The organism is Amycolatopsis orientalis (assembly GCF_000943515.2).
Lineage (GTDB): Bacteria > Actinomycetota > Actinomycetes > Mycobacteriales > Pseudonocardiaceae > Amycolatopsis > Amycolatopsis orientalis.
In genome coordinates this window covers 5,201,840-5,218,043 of sequence record NZ_CP016174.1, presented here as the reverse complement: position 1 = coordinate 5,218,043, position 16,204 = coordinate 5,201,840, and the positions used below count along the sequence as shown (strand labels likewise).

20 protein-coding genes and 4 tRNA genes are annotated in these 16,204 nt (G+C 67.1%); 12 read left to right on the top strand and 12 right to left on the bottom strand.

Annotation, left to right across the window (positions count from 1 at the left end; all coding sequences use genetic code 11):
• Window positions 1-30: 30 nt before the first annotated feature.
• Window positions 31-387, bottom strand: coding sequence for an SCO4402 family protein (locus SD37_RS22905; protein ID WP_235783459.1), 357 nt, complete (start codon window positions 385-387; stop codon window positions 31-33).
• Between the two features lie 162 nt (window positions 388-549).
• Between SD37_RS22905 and SD37_RS22900 the strand changes: the two genes are divergently transcribed.
• Complete coding sequence (locus tag SD37_RS22900; protein ID WP_083255299.1) at window positions 550-1,209, top strand: hypothetical protein; 660 nt, start codon at window positions 550-552, stop codon at window positions 1,207-1,209.
• 363 nt (window positions 1,210-1,572) lie between these two features.
• On the opposite strand, the gene SD37_RS22895 is transcribed toward SD37_RS22900, so the two are convergent.
• The 5 genes from SD37_RS22895 to SD37_RS43220 form a co-directional block, all read right to left on the bottom strand.
• Complete coding sequence (locus SD37_RS22895) at window positions 1,573-1,845, bottom strand: GlsB/YeaQ/YmgE family stress response membrane protein (protein ID WP_037305678.1); 273 nt, start codon at window positions 1,843-1,845, stop codon at window positions 1,573-1,575.
• A 112-nt stretch (window positions 1,846-1,957) separates the two neighbouring features.
• Complete coding sequence (locus SD37_RS22890; protein ID WP_145926700.1) at window positions 1,958-2,413, bottom strand: lipase family protein; 456 nt, start codon at window positions 2,411-2,413, stop codon at window positions 1,958-1,960.
• Between the two features lie 190 nt (window positions 2,414-2,603).
• Window positions 2,604-3,086 carry an NUDIX hydrolase gene (locus tag SD37_RS22885; protein WP_044854964.1) on the bottom strand — a complete coding sequence of 161 codons (483 nt, stop codon included), beginning with the start codon at window positions 3,084-3,086 and terminating at the stop codon, window positions 2,604-2,606.
• A gap of 73 nt (window positions 3,087-3,159) precedes the next feature.
• Window positions 3,160-3,726, bottom strand: coding sequence for a hypothetical protein (locus SD37_RS22880; protein ID WP_236725083.1), 567 nt, complete (start codon window positions 3,724-3,726; stop codon window positions 3,160-3,162).
• 103 nt (window positions 3,727-3,829) lie between these two features.
• Window positions 3,830-4,006, bottom strand: coding sequence for a hypothetical protein (locus tag SD37_RS43220; protein ID WP_167369655.1), 177 nt, complete (start codon window positions 4,004-4,006; stop codon window positions 3,830-3,832).
• A gap of 6 nt (window positions 4,007-4,012) precedes the next feature.
• Here SD37_RS43220 and SD37_RS22875 point away from each other — a divergent pair, with 6 nt between their 5' ends.
• The 3 genes from SD37_RS22875 (at window position 4,013) to SD37_RS22865 (ending at window position 5,481) form a co-directional block, all read left to right on the top strand.
• The gene (locus tag SD37_RS22875) at window positions 4,013-4,408 is read left to right on the top strand and encodes a multidrug effflux MFS transporter (RefSeq protein WP_145926699.1); all 396 of its coding nucleotides are present in this window, start codon (window positions 4,013-4,015) and stop codon (window positions 4,406-4,408) included.
• 76 nt (window positions 4,409-4,484) lie between these two features.
• Entirely contained in the window at window positions 4,485-4,676 is a 192-nt protein-coding gene (locus tag SD37_RS22870; RefSeq protein WP_145926698.1) for a hypothetical protein, read from the top strand.
• A 310-nt stretch (window positions 4,677-4,986) separates the two neighbouring features.
• Entirely contained in the window at window positions 4,987-5,481 is a 495-nt protein-coding gene (locus tag SD37_RS22865; RefSeq protein WP_201788843.1) for an LLM class oxidoreductase, read from the top strand.
• A 173-nt stretch (window positions 5,482-5,654) separates the two neighbouring features.
• On the opposite strand, the gene SD37_RS22860 is transcribed toward SD37_RS22865, so the two are convergent.
• The 4 genes from SD37_RS22860 to SD37_RS22845 all read right to left on the bottom strand — a co-directional run bounded on the left by SD37_RS22860 (window position 5,655) and on the right by SD37_RS22845 (window position 6,461).
• Window positions 5,655-5,729 (bottom strand) — tRNA-Val (locus SD37_RS22860).
• A gap of 1 nt (window position 5,730) precedes the next feature.
• Window positions 5,731-5,801, bottom strand: a tRNA-Cys gene (locus SD37_RS22855).
• 25 nt (window positions 5,802-5,826) lie between these two features.
• Window positions 5,827-5,899 (bottom strand) — tRNA-Gly (locus SD37_RS22850).
• A gap of 136 nt (window positions 5,900-6,035) precedes the next feature.
• Entirely contained in the window at window positions 6,036-6,461 is a 426-nt protein-coding gene (locus SD37_RS22845; protein ID WP_005159130.1) for an SsgA family sporulation/cell division regulator, read from the bottom strand.
• 400 nt (window positions 6,462-6,861) lie between these two features.
• On the opposite strand from SD37_RS22845, the gene SD37_RS22840 reads away from it, so the two are divergent.
• The 5 genes from SD37_RS22840 to SD37_RS22820 all read left to right on the top strand — a co-directional run bounded on the left by SD37_RS22840 (window position 6,862) and on the right by SD37_RS22820 (window position 12,861).
• Window positions 6,862-6,933 (top strand) — tRNA-Val (locus SD37_RS22840).
• 891 nt (window positions 6,934-7,824) lie between these two features.
• Window positions 7,825-9,351 (top strand): sugar transferase, encoded by a 1,527-nt coding sequence (locus SD37_RS22835; protein ID WP_044854967.1) that lies wholly within the window; start codon window positions 7,825-7,827, stop codon window positions 9,349-9,351.
• A gap of 154 nt (window positions 9,352-9,505) precedes the next feature.
• Window positions 9,506-10,120 (top strand): malonic semialdehyde reductase, encoded by a 615-nt coding sequence (locus SD37_RS22830; protein ID WP_044854968.1) that lies wholly within the window; start codon window positions 9,506-9,508, stop codon window positions 10,118-10,120.
• Window positions 10,121-10,258: 138 nt separating this feature from the next.
• On the top strand, window positions 10,259-12,328 hold the full coding sequence (thrS, locus tag SD37_RS22825) for a threonine--tRNA ligase (RefSeq protein WP_044854969.1): 2,070 nt from the start codon (window positions 10,259-10,261) through the stop codon (window positions 12,326-12,328).
• Entirely contained in the window at window positions 12,325-12,861 is a 537-nt protein-coding gene (locus SD37_RS22820; protein WP_044854970.1) for an HIT family protein, read from the top strand. The genes thrS and SD37_RS22820 overlap by 4 nt, the downstream gene beginning before the upstream one ends.
• A gap of 109 nt (window positions 12,862-12,970) precedes the next feature.
• Here the strand turns inward: SD37_RS22820 and SD37_RS22815 are convergent, their stop codons facing one another.
• Both SD37_RS22815 and SD37_RS22810 read right to left on the bottom strand, forming a co-directional pair.
• Window positions 12,971-13,201 (bottom strand): hypothetical protein, encoded by a 231-nt coding sequence (locus SD37_RS22815; protein ID WP_037307083.1) that lies wholly within the window; start codon window positions 13,199-13,201, stop codon window positions 12,971-12,973.
• A 129-nt stretch (window positions 13,202-13,330) separates the two neighbouring features.
• Window positions 13,331-13,873 (bottom strand): YceI family protein, encoded by a 543-nt coding sequence (locus SD37_RS22810; RefSeq protein WP_044855081.1) that lies wholly within the window; start codon window positions 13,871-13,873, stop codon window positions 13,331-13,333.
• A gap of 116 nt (window positions 13,874-13,989) precedes the next feature.
• Here SD37_RS22810 and SD37_RS22805 point away from each other — a divergent pair, with 116 nt between their 5' ends.
• The 3 genes from SD37_RS22805 to SD37_RS22795 all read left to right on the top strand — a co-directional run bounded on the left by SD37_RS22805 (window position 13,990) and on the right by SD37_RS22795 (window position 16,199).
• Window positions 13,990-14,541: a MarR family winged helix-turn-helix transcriptional regulator gene (locus SD37_RS22805; protein WP_044854971.1), complete on the top strand. Its 552-nt coding sequence runs from the start codon at window positions 13,990-13,992 to the stop codon at window positions 14,539-14,541.
• Window positions 14,542-14,643: 102 nt separating this feature from the next.
• Window positions 14,644-15,285: a phosphatidylinositol phosphate synthase gene (gene pgsA / locus SD37_RS22800; RefSeq protein WP_037307085.1), complete on the top strand. Its 642-nt coding sequence runs from the start codon at window positions 14,644-14,646 to the stop codon at window positions 15,283-15,285.
• The gene (locus tag SD37_RS22795; RefSeq protein ID WP_044854972.1) at window positions 15,282-16,199 is read left to right on the top strand and encodes a phosphatidylinositol mannoside acyltransferase; all 918 of its coding nucleotides are present in this window, start codon (window positions 15,282-15,284) and stop codon (window positions 16,197-16,199) included. The genes pgsA and SD37_RS22795 overlap by 4 nt, the downstream gene beginning before the upstream one ends.
• Window positions 16,200-16,204: the final 5 nt, after the last annotated feature.

Here is a 16,204-nt window from a genome sequence, read left to right as displayed (position 1 = left end):
GGTCGTGACCTAGGGGGCCCATTCTGGGGATCAGGGTGCTAGACAGGTCAGCGCCTCGGCAGCGAGTCGTCGAACCTCACACCAGCCACGGTCACCGAACCAGGCCGCATCCGAAGCCACAGCGCCCTGCCGATCCGACACGGCGACGACTGCGGCCACGACCGCGCGGATCACGTCGGCCTCGTCACCGTTGCAGAGGATTGTCCCAACGGACGTGACCGGATCCACCAAATCCCACGGAGTGTCGTCCACCAACCAGTGGACAGCGTTCGTGAGATCGGGAAATCGTGTGTCCCGGCCGGCACCGTCCAGCGCAGGACGCTCCGCTGCGAGGACTACGAGTGCGGAGATCACATCCTCGCGCCGTTCCGGCCATGCGACGTTCACGGGCCCATGGTGGCATGCCGGCGAATCGGTCCTCTGCTGCTCCTCTCGCACACAGAAGCCCGTTCATGTCGAGGTCAGGTCAGGTATGACAGGGAAGATGGTGCACAACGTAATCGGGAGGCAGGACGGGTGGGGTTGCGCGACACTCCCTGGGTGATCACGATGCAGCCCGTTCTGGAGGTCCACGCGCCTGACGGCTTCGCCCTCTGGCCGGTCGCTGAGGTCGATTCGTTCGGATATCTGGCGCTCACCGGCGAACTCACGCCGCTGGAGGTCGGGACAGCGGTGATGCGCATCGCCGGCTGCAACGACATCGCACCTGAGGACGACAACCGCCCATCCCGCCCCGCCGACCCACTGGGGTCGTTCTTGCACGGCCTGCTCACCCTCGACACGCTCTTCGCGGCCGGCGGCCTGCGGGTGACCGACAGCGCCACGGGTGTGGCGTTCCTGCCCGGCTGCTGCAACGGTCTGGAGGACTGGCGCGAGTGGCACGAGGTCCTCGATGGCAGCGGGCAAGCCTGGGTCGGGCACGATCCCGATCCGCGCGCCGAACGCCACGGCGAGACAGTCCGGCTGACCGTCGACGCCGAGCAGAACGGCAGTCCGGTGATCGAGTTGCCCGCCACCGATCTCCGGCGCCTCCTCGCCGGAGCCGAACACGACCTCGCCGGCTTCCTCACGCTGGCAGCCGACTGGGCCGCCCAGAACCTGCCCCGCCACGCCGCCCCCGTCACCGCGGCCCTCGCCCGCGCACTGGACCTCCCGACACCGACCGAACCCTCAGCCGGAAACCTCGAGGCACACGCCGACACCGCTTGACCTGAAGCTGAGAGATACCGGTGGCCGTGGGTCGCAGTGATGGGCGAGGTTGTGTGGTCGGTGACGGCGTCCGAGCTGGCTGGACGGCTTCTGGACGCAACTGTGGGCTGAGTCGCCCTGCCGCAATCGTGGCTGCCGTCGCCGTCGGCGCGCCTACGTTGGGCGGTGGATGCGTAGCCGACCGCCATCCTCGCCCACGGCGACGATCGGACGAGAAAAGAACACGCCGGCGGGGCCGGCGTTCCGCCGGGTCTAGGGGGAGCTAACGCCGGTCAGGGTCGAATTGCTTGCCTGCGGGTGAAACCGGTGATTGACACGTGCGCCGAGAACGGCTCCGATCTCATCCCGACGCGTTGTGGGGAATCAGGCGCCGCGGTGGCTCTTGCGGCCAGTCACCTTGTTGTAGATGACCAGGACGATGACCGCGCCGATGACCGACCCGATCCACCCGGCAGGCTGAAAGCCGCGGATACCGACTGTGAGCAGGCCGAACAACAGGCCACCCACGACCGATCCGACAACGCCCAGCACGATCGTCCGGAGCAGGCCGATGTCGTCCTTCCCAGGGACCAGGGCTCTGGCCAGGAATCCGGCGATCAGACCGAACAGGATCCAGCCCAGGATGGTCCAGAACATCATCTCTCCTCATGTCAGTCGGACGGATGATCACAGTACGACGGAACACTGCCTGTCCGCCAAACGGAGATGATCAGGCGAGCGGGTTCCTATCAGGGGCGGATTTTGACGGTCATCCGGTGGCCGAGAGCCGGTTCTCTACCTCGTGCGCGATGAGGCGGGCGGAGTGTTGGTAGAGGTCGAGGTCGCGGTCGCCGTCCTCGGGTGTGGTGTAGTCGGCGCGACCGTCGGCCGCGTGCAGCAGCATCTCCTCGACCACCAAGTCGCCCATGCTGTGGGTGACAAAACACAGCGGACGCTGCCCGATCCCGTGACCCTGCAGTTCAGCCAGCGAGTTGATCGCACGGTCCTGGATCGGCATCGAGTCGCCCAGCCAGCGGCTCGACGCCGCGTCATACCCCAGCGACCAGATAGACAATCCCTCGATGTCCCGCCCAAGCCACTCCGGCCAGAACGAGTCCTTCCGCTTCGCCGACCAGCTCTTATAGGGGTCGCCGTCGAGGCCGTGCACGAAAACGACATCCAGCACCGGGTCCTCGTCCGTACCCACATTGACGAGCTCGGTCACCGGTTGCCCCCACATCGATTTCGGGCCGACCCGCCGCGAACTCGGCTTGGTGAACTGTCGCTTGGCGCCGCATCCGTGTTATAGCCCGATCACCGTCCGTAAACAACCCTTCATGTCGCGGGGCGGGCGTGGTCCCGACGCTGCCGAGCCCGCCTGTGCCGGTGGACACGGGACTCGCATGGCTCAGCGCTCAGCGCGCCTTATGGTGGCGGCGAGTGGCAGGCGGTCGTGATCGGATATCGGCCAGCGCCCACGGCTTCTGGCCGTGTCGCAGGTGGCCGGCGAGAAGGTATCTGACCCCTTTGGGCGTGAAGTTGGCGTCGTGGACGGCGGCGGGGGTGAGCTCGATGCAGTTCCAGGAACACCCGCCCGGTGCTGGAGGGAGCCGCTCAGTGAAGTCCCCCGAAACCGAGTTGTCCCCGTCGATGTGCGCGATGAACACGTATTCGTCGTCAACGCCGGTCTTGTCGATACTGATGAGCGCCCCAATGGTCGTATTGAGGTTCGCCTGCTCGCGGAGGGCACGCCGCAATGCGTCCTCGAACGGCCCCTCGGTGTCGTCGACCCCGCGGCCCGGCAGGAGATGTCGATGGGTGCCGTCAGGCAAGTCTTGCCGTACGGCGAGCAGGTATCCGTTCGGCGCCTTGATGACCGCGCTCAAGCGAACAGACATGAACAGCTCCTCCTGCCGGGTCGGCCCCGTTGAACACCGGTGGGCAATTCGCGCTCATGCCGCTGATCGGTCGTCACGGTGTGGCGGGGTGGTCAGGCGATGATGGCGGGGGTTGGAGGGATTTCCACGTGATTTCGGGGAGCGGGCCGCTGGTGATGTCGAGGTCTGCGCGGGCGCGGGCATAGAACTCGTTGCGTAGTCGCATGGCATTCCGGTAGGCGTTCGTGAACGCGGCCGCGTCGGGGTGCTCCTCGCGCAGGATGTACTCCAGTTGCCACACCTGCTCGCTCCATGCTCGTGCGGCGGAGATCGTCGCCGGCTCGCCGAGGAGCAGGACGGTCTCCCATCGTGCGGCTCGTTCGGTCTCCCCCTCGGCGAGGTCGGCGAACGCGGAGTCGAGGTCGATGGGCTGACCTGTGGGCAGCAGCTTTTGGGTCTCCGCGATCCGACGGCACAGCCGGACCATGTGCTTGACCGCGTTGGCGTACTCCGAATACGCGAGCAGACGCTTGTCGTCCCACCGGGCGGATTGCGTTCGCCGCCAACGGGCTCGCTCGGTGAGGGACGTGACGACGAACGTGGCGGCCGAGCCGAGCAAGACACCGGCGATGGTCAACACCTGCGCGACGATCGGGTTCACAGATCACAGCTTGCCATCTCCCAAGACGTCCTACGTACCCATTCGGAGATGGCGACAAGAGAGGCTTGCCCCGTCGCCGACCTGTCGGCCGGGCAGCGCACGCTCATGCCGCGATGTGACTGATCCGCGCATACCGGCTGAGTTCGTCGATCATCTCGTCGGTGAGGAACACGGACACCGGGTTCTGCGAGCGGTCGGAAAGGGGCACAAGGTCGTACTGGTGCTGTTGCCGTCGGCGGTCGGCCGGGCTGTCGACCGTGCCATCGGTGAACGCGACCACGGTCCGATGCTGCTCAACCGGCGAAGTGTGCGCACGGACCGGCACTGCGCAACGCGACGGCTGCGAGCGCTGTCCGAGGTGTCGGTGGCACGGCTGCCGTGGATGCATCCGCACAAGCTGCGCCATACGTTCGTGACCCTGGTATTCGGCAACGCCACCGCACTGGCGATCGACGCGGTCCCCGAATCCGCCGGGACCGCGTCGGCAATACCGGGAACACTCCAAAGTGGACTCGGCGCACCCCTGGTCGGACTCGGCGGCCAGCACACCGCGATTCCCCTCTACCTGGCCATGACGGTGTGCTCGGTCGCGGCCCTGCCGTGCGGGTCGTACTTGGTGGGAGCGAAGCCGAAGCGACCACAGCCCGCGCGGGACGCGGATCACCTGATCAGGCAACGTTGATCAGTTGCGGATGCCGGGGTCCCTCGACATCCACGAGGTTGAGAACCCCTACCAACCGCGATCTTTTGGAGTGTCCGTGTACCGACTCGCCCGATCCGCCGGCCTGGTCGCCGTCGCGGCGGCCGCCGCCCTGTTCCTCGTTCCCGCCCTCGCCGCGGAGTCGCCGTCCGGCGGCACGCCACGAAACCAAGACGGCCTCGTCCTCGGCATTCCCATCGGCCCCTTTCTCGGCGGTGTCATCCGCGGTGCGCAGAACGTGCTCGGCTAGCACGGAACAGCAGGCCAGGTGCCGGGACGCCGTCCGGCCTGGACCCACCTGGAGATGAACCACGCCGCATCGTCGGCAACGGCCCCGCCCGCGAGTCGATCCACGGGCGGGGTCGTCTGTGTCTGGACGTCCCCGGGGTAAGACCGAACCCTGATCGATACCCTCGACCTTCCGCCCGGCGGCAGCGCTGGCATGTGTGGATTGCACAAAAATAACTGAAAGTTCGTACATTTCGCGCTTCGGGAGATGTGCGTTCGGCGGTTACGATGAGCTTTCCGGCGGCAGTGGTGACCGGCAGGTGGGAGACGGCATGAGTGCGCCCCCGTGCGCCGATCCGGAGCACCCGAAGTCCGTGCAGCGGCCGCATCCTCCGATCCTGGTCGGAGGGCATGGCGATCGGGTGTTGCGGCTGGCGGCGCGGAACGCGGAGATCGTCAGCTTCGTCGGTGCCCAGTACCGCGCGGAGTACGGGCGGATGGTCATCGCGACCGCCGAGGAAATGGCGGAGCGGGCCGAGTTCGTGCGTCGCGCGGCCGGTGCCAGGGCCGAGGAGATCGAATACAACATCCTGTCCAAGGCGACCGTGCTCACCAAGGACCGGAGGTCCGCGCTCGACCAGGTCCGCCGTTTCGCGCCGCACCTGGACGACGAACGGATTCTCGCCGCTCCGACGGTGTCGATCGGGACGCCGCGGCAGATCGCCGAACAGCTCCGGGAGAACCGTGAGGTGTACGGGATCAACTACATCACGGTGATGGAACCGGCGATGGAAGCCTTCGGCAAGGTGATCGAGGCCATGCGCTGACCGGTCGTGCGAATGGCCCGCGGTCGGTCCGCGGCTGGAGCCGACGACGCCGGCGAAGTACCGGTCCTTTCCGGACAACCGTCTGTTGCCGCAGCCCTTGAACGACAAGCTCTTGAACGACTGAAGCCCTGCCCCTCCGAAGAGGAGCAGGGCTTCTGACCTGCCAAAACAGATGGTGCGCGATACTGGGATTGAACCAGTGACCTCTTCCGTGTCAGGGAAGCGCTCTCCCGCTGAGCTAATCGCGCGAGGTGGAGACGGGATTCGAACCCGTGTACACGGCTTTGCAGGCCGTTGCCTCGCCTCTCGGCCACTCCACCGTGTCAGGCCCGAGAGGGCCTTCCGAGCGGATGACGGGATTCGAACCCGCGACCCTCACCTTGGCAAGGTGATGCGCTACCAGCTGCGCTACATCCGCACATCCTCGGCCGGGATCGGAGGTCAGTACCTCGCGGTTCTGTTCCTCACCCCGTCGCCGTGGTGTGTGTGAACACTATCGGACCCCGAAAACGGCCTTGCAACCGGGGTGCCACTTGCTGTTCGCAAGCCCGTCATCAGGCCAAATCGTTGGGAATGAGGTGGGTCAGGGCGTCGTCGACGTCGACCCACAGATGCTCGTTGCCGGGCAGCACGACGTCGTAGGTCCGGTCGAGGAAGTCGGCCAGCTCCTGAGCGGACGCCTCGAACATGGCGTGCCCGGACGGCGAGTTCAGTTCGATGAGGACGGACTCGGGGTCTTCGACGGACGGGCGGATGCGTACGTCGCCGTCGCCCGCGTCGGCGAGGAGGCCGTCCGCGAGGAGATCGCGCGCGTAGACCCACTCGACCCAGCCGGCGCGGCCGGTGCGGAAGGCGGCGACGACCGCATAGGGGTCGCGTGTGTCGTATCGCAGTTCCACCTTCACGGGGACCGCGGGTGTCCGCGGCGCCAGGAGGTCGAACACCGCCGTCGAGCGGAGCGTCACGTGATCGTTGCGCATCGTCCTACCCTTCGTCTCCTTCCCGGCCCGGTCGAACCGAGTGGCGATGATGTGACGTTTCGGCCGGCCGATCGGAACGCGGTTTTGCCGCAGATCACCCGGACGGGGTCATCGGACCCCGGGTCCATGCTCCGTCACCCCATCATCACCCGCGCGACGCGCAGCCATCCATGCGCCCTGCAGGCAGTCCACATGTACATACTGCGCGGTTTAGTCGTCACGCGATAGCACCGTCGCACGAATGTCGAAACGCGTCGCGGGCGGCCCCTGGCCCCGACAACCCCGGCTAGCTCGTGGTTGTTCGCTCCGTATTTGCTGGTGAGCGGAGTGTGGTCGGAGTGAACCACCCGTTTGCAGGCGCCCTAAAGTCGTGAGGTAGAGTCTGCCGGACACCGCGAGCGGGCGATTAGCTCAGCGGGAGAGCGCTTCGTTCACACCGAAGAGGTCACTGGTTCGATCCCAGTATCGCCCACCGGATGAAGGCCCTGGACCATCGGTCCGGGGCCTTGATTCATTCTCGGACAGTGTCGACCGGCAGCCGTCCGGACGCATTCGATCCCCAGGTCGGACGCGGGTTATCCGGGGTCGGTACTTCTGCCGTCGCGGAATGGGCCGGGAGCGGGGGCACTTCGCCGGCGCGACGGCGATGTCCGCGCGCCCGCCGGTTCGAAGATCGCCGTCGGGTCCCGGTCCGGCCGGTGTGGACATTCGCCGGAAACCTTGTTTCGCGTGTCGAACAAGTAGCAAGAGACGGTCATCGAGACGACATTGTGATCCTCGGCACCATGGGCCACCATGAGAGGTTCAGACCACAGCGGAAGTGATGCGGGGCACGGAGGAACGCCTCACCCGCACGGCCCCTGCGCCGGGGCCGTCGTGATGCTGACGTGATGTGACGAAACGCCACCCCGGTGACCGATTGACAAGGTAGGTCGTCTCGCCGTCGGCGCGAGGCGCGGGCCGTGGGGCTCCGGGGGCGCGAAATCCACAGTGGACCGGCCGGAGATCGATTCAGTCAGACCGTCCACTGTGGAGTTTTCTGGGCTGTTCGGCCGTTCGGGCGCGCGGTGCTCCAAGTGGCCGGGAAAGCGGGAATTGATGACTACTTTGCGTAGTTGTTCGGGGGATACGGTCTATTACGCATCGTCATCATCTTGTTATCAACACGGCATTCATTTGCCGGAAGCCCGCGCAGGATGTGGCTGGAAATCCTTGTAACGATGGTCGGAGAGTGGCCGATACCTTGGCGTGTGTCGCCCCATCGGCCGCTGAAGGATCTTGAGAATCGATCACTCTTCGAAATCGCTCTCATTGACTCAGCGTGTTGATCCGGCGTTCGGGAATTCCCACTCCGGGAGGTCTGATGGAAGAGTCGGTGCGGCCGTCGTCCACCGTCAAAGGGACGCCGCAGCACATCGACCTTCAGTCGATCCCGCTTCCCCCGCAAAGGGGTGCGGGCGTCGCCGCCGCGGTCGACACCACGTCGGCGCGGCCGCCGTACGCGGCTTGGGAATCGCGCTACCGCGCCTGGGTCATCGGTAGTGACGTTTTCACCGCCTTCGTGCTCATCGTGATGAGCGCCTTCCTGATCGATCGCTCCGATCCGCACGACATGCACGCGGCCGGGACCGCCGCGGCCTTCCTGTTCGGATTGTCGGTCTGCCGCGCCTGGAGTCCTCGTGTGCTGGGAGAAGGCGCGGAGGAGTACCGCACGCTGGGCCGGGGCCTGGTGGCCACCGCGGTCCTCGTGGCACTGGGCGGCCTGCTCTTCGGCGCCCTCGCCGTGCAGCCGTGGGTCTTCATCGTCGTCCCGATGATCTCGGTCTTCATGTTCCTGCAGCGGTACGCGCTGAGACAGGTGCTGCACCGGCGCAGACGGCTCGGTGAATGCCTGCTGCCGGTGCTCGCCGCGGGAAGTCCCGACACGGTCGCCGATCTCATCGCCCGCACCAAGGCCGATCCCCATGTCGGCTGGCGGGTCGAGGCCGTCTGCACCTACACCGGCACCGGCGCGGAGCGGGGGAGCGGTGAGGTCGAAGGTGTTCCGGTCGTCGGGAAGCTCGACGAACTCGCGGGCCACGTCCGCCGTGGCGGCTACCGCGTGGTCGCCGTGACCGCGGATCAGCACTGGAACCCGAAACGGCTGCAGCGGCTGGCCTGGGATCTGGAAGGGACCTCCGCCGAGATGGTGGTCGCCCCGATGCTCATGGAGGTGGCCGGTCCCCGGCTGAACGTCTCCGGGGTGCTCGGCATGCCGCTGCTGCGGGTCAGCGCGCCGGCGTTCACCGGCGGCCGCCGTCTGGTCAAGGAAGTGCTCGACCGGTTCGGCTCGACCTTGCTCCTCACCCTCGTTTCCCCGCTGCTGCTGGCGATCGCGATCGCGATCAAGGTCGACGACCGCGGCCCGGTGATCTACCGGCAGCGCCGGGTCGGCCGCGACGGTCACACCTTCACCATGCTGAAGTTCCGCACGATGGTCACCGACGCCGACAAGCTCAAGCAGGATCTCCAGGCGGAGAACGAAGGCGCGGGGCCGCTGTTCAAGATGCGCAAGGACCCGCGGGTCACGCGGGTCGGCGCCCTGCTTCGCCGGTACTCGCTCGACGAGCTGCCGCAGTTGTTCAACGTCGTGAGCGGGCGGATGTCCCTCGTCGGCCCGCGTCCGCCGTTGCCGGAGGAGACCGCGAAGTACGCCCCCGACGCGCGCCGTCGTCTGCTGGTGAAGCCGGGCCTGACCGGGCTCTGGCAGGTCAGCGGCCGCAGCGACCTCAGCTGGGCCGAGAGCATCCGTCTCGACCTGCGCTACGTCGAGGACTGGTCCCTCGCCCTCGACCTGGTGATCCTCTGGAAGACCTTCCGTGCCGTGATTCAGGGACGCGGGGCTTACTGACCCCTCATCGCCTCCCCTCATCGGCCGCCGTTCCCCTGGGACGGCGGCCGTTCTTGTGATCGAGCACACACGGAGGGGTAGTTGAACGAGAAATAGTTCAGCGCTCAACTAGGTTGGGAGGAGTACAGGACGCGTACGGAAGGAAGAGTCACCCATGACCACCAGCGTTGAGCCGACCGAAGCCTTGAGCCTCCCGCAGGACGTTCAGGACCTGTTGTTCCGCGAGGCCCGCACCGCGAACAACTTCAGCGACGAGCCGGTGACCGACGAGCAGATCCGCGCGATCTACGAGCTGGTCAAGTGGGCTCCGACGTCGATGAACAACCAGCCGCTGCGCGCGCTGGTCATCCGCACCGAAGAGGGCAAGAAGCGCCTCGCGCCGCTGATGTCCGAGGGCAACCGCGCCAAGACCGAGGCCGCCCCGGTGACCGTCGTGCTGGCCGCCGACACCGAGTTCCACGAGAACCTGCCGCGCACCTTCCCGCACTTCCCGGGTGCCAAGGACCTGTTCGCCGACGAGACCGCCCGCGTCGAGACCGCCAAGCTCAACGCGCTGCTGCAGGTCGGTTACTTCATCATCGGCGTCCGCGCCGCCGGACTGGCCGCCGGCCCGATGACCGGCTTCGACGGCGATGGCATCGACAAGGAGTTCTTCGCGGACAAGCCGTGGAAGTCCCTCGTCGTGATCAACGTCGGCAAGCCGGGCGAGAACCCCTGGTTCGACCGCCTGCCGCGGCTGGACTTCGACGAGGTCGTCGAGACCGTCTGACCTCGTCCCTCGATACGCGAAGGCCTTCTTCCGACGGGAAGGAGGCCTTCGTGGTGTTAGGGGTAATGCGCGTGAGCCGCGCCGCACCTGACGACTAACATCACGGGAACCATCCGCTTTAACCGCGAGGAGTCCATCGTGTCCCAGCCGTCGTCAGTAGCAGCCGCAACCGCCCCGCGCGTGGTGGTACCGGCGGGCACTACGGCGGGCTCCGCGGTCCGCGAAGCCGGGCTGCCGACCAAGGGACCGGACACCATCGTCGTCGTGCGCGACGCCGAGGGGAACCTTCGCGATCTCGCCTGGGCGCCCGAGTCCGAGGTCGAGGTCGAGGCCGTCGCCGCGAACACCGAGGACGGCCGCAGTGTCATCCGCCACTCGGCCGCCCACGTGCTCGCCCAGGCGGTGCAGCAGCAGTTCCCGCAGGCCAAGCTCGGCATCGGCCCGCCGGTCAAGGACGGCTTCTACTACGACTTCGCCGTCGACACGCCGTTCACCCCGGAAGACCTGCAGGCGCTGGAAAAGCGCATGAAGCAGATCGTGAAGGGCGCGCAGCAGTTCTCCCGCCGCGTCTTCGATTCGGTCGACGAGGCCAAGAAGGAACTGGCCGACGAGCCGTTCAAGCTCGAACTGGTCGACCTCAAGTCCGAAGACTCCACTGTGGACACCTCCGAGGTGATGGAGGTCGGCGGCGGCGAGCTGACCATCTACGACAACCTCGACCCGCGCACCAAGGAGCGCGTGTGGAGCGATCTCTGCCGCGGCCCGCACGTGCCGACCACCAAGTTCATCCCGGCGTTCAAGCTCACCCGCGTCGCCGCCGCGTACTGGCGCGGTGACGACAAGAACCCGCAGCTGCAGCGGATCTACGGCACCGCTTGGGAATCCGCCGAGGCGCAGGACGTCTACCTGGAGCGGCTGGCCGAGGCGGAACGCCGCGACCACCGCAAGCTGGGTGTCGAGCTGGACCTGTTCTCGTTCCCGGACGAGATCGGCTCGGGCCTGCCCGTGTTCCACCCCAAGGGCGGGATCATCCGGCAGGAGATGGAGAACTACTCGCGCCAGCGGCATGTGGAGGCGGGCTACGACTTCGTCTATTCGCCGCACATCACCAAGGGCGCGCTGTTCGAGACCTCCGGGCACCTCGACTGGTACCGCGACGGCATGTACCCGGCGATGCACCTCGACGCCGAGCACAACGAGGACGGTTCGGTCCGCAAGCCCGGCCAGGACTACTACCTCAAGCCGATGAACTGCCCGTTCCACGACCTGATCTTCCGCTCGCGCGGGCGTTCCTACCGGGAACTGCCGCTGCGGATGTTCGAGTTCGGTTCGGTGTACCGCTACGAGAAGTCCGGCGTGATCCACGGACTCACCCGAGTCCGGGGCATGACGCAGGACGACGCGCACATCTTCTGCACCCTGGAGCAGGTCCCCGGTGAGCTGAAGTCCCTTTTGGACTTCGTGCTGAACCTGTTGCGCGACTATGGTCTCGACGATTTCTATCTCGAACTGTCCACTCGGAACGAAGAGAAGTACATCGGCTCCGAAGAGGTCTGGGCCGAGGCCACCGAGGTGCTGCGCACCGCGGCCGTCGAATCCGGTCTCGAACTGGTGCCGGACCCGGGCGGCGCGGCGTTCTACGGTCCGAAGATCTCCGTGCAGGCGAAGGACGCGCTGGGCCGCACCTGGCAGATGTCGACCATCCAGCTGGACTTCATGCTGCCGGAGAAGTTCGAACTGGAGTACACCGCCGGTGACGGCAGCCGTCAGCGTCCGGTGATGATCCACCGCGCGCTGTTCGGTTCGATCGAGCGGTTCTTCGGCGTGCTGACCGAGCACTACGCGGGCGCGTTCCCGGCGTGGCTGTCGCCGGTCCAGGTGGTCGGCATCCCGATCACCGAGGATCAGGTCGAGCACCTGCGCGGGGTCGAGAAGGCGCTGCGGGCCAAGGGGATCCGGGCCAACGTCGACGCGAGCGACGACCGGATGCAGAAGAAGATCCGCACCCACACCACGCAGAAGGTCCCCTTCATGCTCCTGGCGGGCGCGAAGGACGTCGAGGCGGGCGCGGTCTCGTTCCGGTTCCGCGACGGCGGCCAGATCAACGGGGTCCCGGTGGCCGACGCGGTCGAGGCGATCGCCGGCTGGGTCCAGCGCCGCGAGAACTCCTCGCCGACGGTGGCGGGCTTGGAGGCGGTCCTCCGGTGACGGGCCCCGATGGCCCTGAAGTCGTCGGACAGGACGGTGTGGGGGTTCCGGACGCGTTGCAGCGCCTGTGGACCCCGCACCGGCTCGCCTACGTGCAGGGGTCGAAACGGCCCGACGAGGGCTGCCCGTTCTGTCATCTTCCCGAGAAGAGCGACGAGGACGCGCTGATCCTCGCGCGCGGGAAGACGGTGTACGCGGTGCTGAACCTGTACCCGTACAACCCCGGGCACCTGATGGCCGTGCCGTACCGCCATGTCGCGGACTACACGGATCTGACGGCGGAGGAGACGGTCGAGGTCGCGGAGTTCACCCAGCGCGCTATGCGGGTCATCCGCGAGGTGTCGTCGGCGCACGGGTTCAACATCGGGATGAACCAGGGCGTGATCGCCGGCGCGGGCATCGCCGCGCATCTGCACCAGCACGTCGTGCCGCGGTGGGGCGGCGACGCGAACTTCATGCCGGTGATCGGGCATACGAAGGTGCTGCCGCAGCTGCTGGGGGAGACCCGGCAGCTTCTGGCGGGCGCCTGGTAGGCCTGCCGCCTGCTCACGTCGGCGGGCCCATGTTCTCAAGTCCGCGAAGGCCTCCTTCCTTGCTCTCAGAGCAAGGAAGGAGGCCTTCGCGGACTTCGGGCTGAGGTGACTACCGCTTGATGTAGAGGTCCCAGGACCAGGTCGACGCGGAGCAGAAGTAGGCCGACCACCGGCCGTTCTGCTGGCCGAAGTAGCCGTTGATCTGGCAGTCGCCCTCTGACGACCAACTGGACTCGTAGTAGTACCTCGTGTCGACGCCCGCGCTGGCAGGCTGCGCGAACGCGACCGTTGACGCCAGCGCGCCCATGACGGCGGCCGCTGCCGCGATCTTCTTCTTCACTTGTAGAGCCCCAGTTCTCTTGTGAAACACGTGCGCGCACAATCAATCATGAAACGGGCGGGCGTGTCTGCCGAACGGCCGAATTCACCGACCTGCCGACGACAACCGGGGAACGCGTGAAGCCGAGCCTCAGGAGTTGAGCGCGGCCTGCAGCTCGATGTCGATCTTGACCTTCTCGGACAGGAAGGCGTTGCCCTCCGGGCCGATGCCGAAGTCGCGGCGGTTCACCGTGGCGGTGGCCGAGACGCCGAGGGTGGTGGCGTTGTCGTTGGCCGGGTTGGTGCCGATGCCGTTGAACTCCGCCTCGAGCGAGACCGGGACGGTCTTGCCGCGCCAGGTGAGCTCGCCGTCGATGACGTAGTCGCCGCCGTCCTCGCGGATGCCGGTCGAACGGAAGGTGATGACCGGGTGCTCGTCGACGTGGAAGAAGTCCTCGGACTTGAGGTGCGTGTCACGCCCGTCGACACCGCTGGCGACCGACGAGGCGTCGATCTCGACGGTGACCGAGGAGTCGAGGATGTTGTCGGCGGTCACGACCTCGCCGGTGAAGGCGGTGAAGTTGCCCCGGGACTTCGCCAGGCCGAGGTGCTTCACGGTGTAGGCGATGTCGGAGTGAGCGGTGTCGATCGTCCACTTGCCCGCGACGTAACCCGGGATTTCGGTGGTGGTCATGAAGTCGATCTCCAAAAGTCTGTGGTCTGTCCAGGGGAACCCTCAGCTGATTGAGCGCTCAACAAATACTGTAGCGCAGTTTGGTTGAGCGCTCAACCAGGGGTAGAATGAGTCACATGTCCGAACCCCGATGGCTCTCCGACGAGGAGCAGAAGATCTGGCGCGACTTCTCCGCGGCCACGCGGATGCTGCAGGCGCACCTGGAGGGCCAGCTCCAGCATGAGGCGGGCATGCCCCACACCTACTACGAAGTGCTCGTCGCCCTGTCCGAGGCGCCGGGCCGTCAGCTGCGGATGAGCGAGCTCGCCGACGCGCGCAAGGCGTCGCGCAGCAGGCTTTCGCACGCTGTCGCGCGGCTCGAGGCGAACGGCTGGGTGCGCCGTGAGTCGTGTCCCACCGACAAACGCGGTTCCTGGGCGGTCCTCACCGCCGAGGGTTTCGCCGCGCTGGAGAAGGCCGCACCCGGGCACGTCGAGGCCGTCCGCGAGAGTCTCTTCGATCCGCTGACCCCGGAACAGGTGAAGGCGCTCGGGGAGATCAGCGCCGCCGTGCTGGGACGCCTGACGCCGAAATGTGCCGCCGCCGAGGCGGAACTGGCCCTGCGCGAAGAGTCCGGTGTGGCCTCCGGCGACCCGCGAGAGGCACCGGAACTGGCCAAAGCGGACTGAGCGGAAGCCGGTCCGGGGCGGGCACGACGGCGGGCGTCGGTGCGGGGGGATAGGCTTCGGACGCCCATCCGACCCTGCTGCTTAGGTGCACCTGAAGAACCGATGCTCAACATTTTCGCGCGCGCCTCCGTTTCCCGCGTCACCGACCCGATGGGGAAGGTGCTCGTCCGCGCGGGTCTGACCCCGAACGCGATGACCGTCATCGGCACGGCCGGCGCGGTCCTGTGCGCGCTCGCGTTCTTCCCCAACGACATGCTGCTGTGGGGCACCTTCACCGTGTGGGGCTTCGCGATGCTGGACCTGCTCGACGGCGCGATGGCCCGCGCCCGCGGGTACGGCACGGCGTTCGGGGCCGTCCTCGACGCGACCTGCGACAGGCTGGTCGACGGCGCCTTGTTCGCCGCGATCGCGTGGTGGTGCTTCGTCCACGACGACAACCGTCCGGCCGCGGCCGCCGCGTTGATCTGTCTCGTGCTCGCGCAGGTCATCTCCTACGTCAAGGCCCGCGCCGAGGCCTCCGGGCTGGAAGCGGACGGCGGGCTCGTCGAACGCGCGGAACGGCTGATCATCGCCCTCGTGGGAACCGGACTGCACGGTCTGGGCGTTCCGTACACCGTGGACATCACCCTCTGGCTGCTGGCGGTGCTTTCGGTGATCACCCTGCTGCAGCGGACGGCCGCGGTGGCCAAGGCGGCGAGGGCCGCCAAGGCGGCAGGGCCACCCGCCACGGAAGGCGGGTCATGAGCGGGTTCTCCCAGCGTCTCGGCGACTTCGGCTACGCGGCGGGCTGGCGGCTCGCGCGCTGGCTGCCGGAGCAGGTCGGCGCGGTGACCTTCGGCCTCGGCGCGGATCTCGCCGTCCGGCGGGACGGTGGCGGGGTGCGCCAGCTGCGGAGCAACCTCGCCAGGGTCGTGCCGCAGGCCGACGAGGCCGAACTCGACGAACTGACCCGCCGCGCGATGCGGTCCTACGCGCGCTACTGGCACGAGATGTTCCGGCTGCCCTCGATGGACCACAAGGAGGTCAGCCGCAAGGTCGCCCAGTCGATCACCGGGGTCGAGAACCTCGACGCCGCGCTCGCCGAGGGCAACGGCGCGGTGATGGCGTTGCCGCACAGCGGCAACTGGGACGCGGCGGGCGTCTGGCTCGCGGACTACCTCGGCGGCTTCACCACGGTCGCGGAGCGGCTGAAACCCGAGTCGCTGTACCAGCGGTTCGTGTCCTATCGCGAATCGCTCGGTTTCGAGATCGTGCCGCTGACCGGCGACAGTTCCGCGATGCGCGTGCTGCTCAAACGGCTGCGGGAGAACAAGGCGATCTGCCTGGTGGGGGACAGGGACCTGACGAATTCGGGGGTGCCGGTCAAGTTCTTCGGCGAGCAGACCCGGATGCCCGGCGGGCCTGCCAGGCTGGCCGCGACCACCGGCGCCGCGCTGATCCCGGCCGGCTGCTGGTTCACCGAGGACGGCTGGCAGATCCGGCTGCACCCGAGGATCCGGGTCACCAACCGGTCCGAGGTCCCGGCGGCCACGCAGGCGCTGGCGGACATCTTCGCCGGGGACATCGCCGCGCATCCCGCCGACTGGCACATGATGCAGAAGTTCTGGCTCTCCGATCTCGAACCCGGGGAACAGGCCGACCTCGGCGAAGCGAGCTGAGCCGA

Coding starts and splice junctions, on each gene's coding strand:
- SD37_RS22810 (WP_044855081.1), bottom strand. CDS start 13,873: ATGACCACCACCGAAATCCCGGGTTACGTCGCGGGCAAGTGGACGATC.
- SD37_RS22805 (WP_044854971.1), top strand. CDS start 13,990: ATGTCCGAACCCCGATGGCTCTCCGACGAGGAGCAGAAGATCTGGCGC.
- SD37_RS22845 (WP_005159130.1), bottom strand. CDS start 6,461: ATGCGCAACGATCACGTGACGCTCCGCTCGACGGCGGTGTTCGACCTC.
- SD37_RS22835 (WP_044854967.1), top strand. CDS start 7,825: ATGGAAGAGTCGGTGCGGCCGTCGTCCACCGTCAAAGGGACGCCGCAG.
- SD37_RS22830 (WP_044854968.1), top strand. CDS start 9,506: ATGACCACCAGCGTTGAGCCGACCGAAGCCTTGAGCCTCCCGCAGGAC.
- SD37_RS22875 (WP_145926699.1), top strand. CDS start 4,013: ATGCTGCTCAACCGGCGAAGTGTGCGCACGGACCGGCACTGCGCAACG.
- SD37_RS22865 (WP_201788843.1), top strand. CDS start 4,987: ATGAGTGCGCCCCCGTGCGCCGATCCGGAGCACCCGAAGTCCGTGCAG.
- SD37_RS22900 (WP_083255299.1), top strand. CDS start 550: ATGCAGCCCGTTCTGGAGGTCCACGCGCCTGACGGCTTCGCCCTCTGG.
- SD37_RS22795 (WP_044854972.1), top strand. CDS start 15,282: ATGAGCGGGTTCTCCCAGCGTCTCGGCGACTTCGGCTACGCGGCGGGC.
- SD37_RS22895 (WP_037305678.1), bottom strand. CDS start 1,845: ATGTTCTGGACCATCCTGGGCTGGATCCTGTTCGGTCTGATCGCCGGA.
- SD37_RS22885 (WP_044854964.1), bottom strand. CDS start 3,086: ATGTCTGTTCGCTTGAGCGCGGTCATCAAGGCGCCGAACGGATACCTG.
- pgsA (WP_037307085.1), top strand. CDS start 14,644: ATGCTCAACATTTTCGCGCGCGCCTCCGTTTCCCGCGTCACCGACCCG.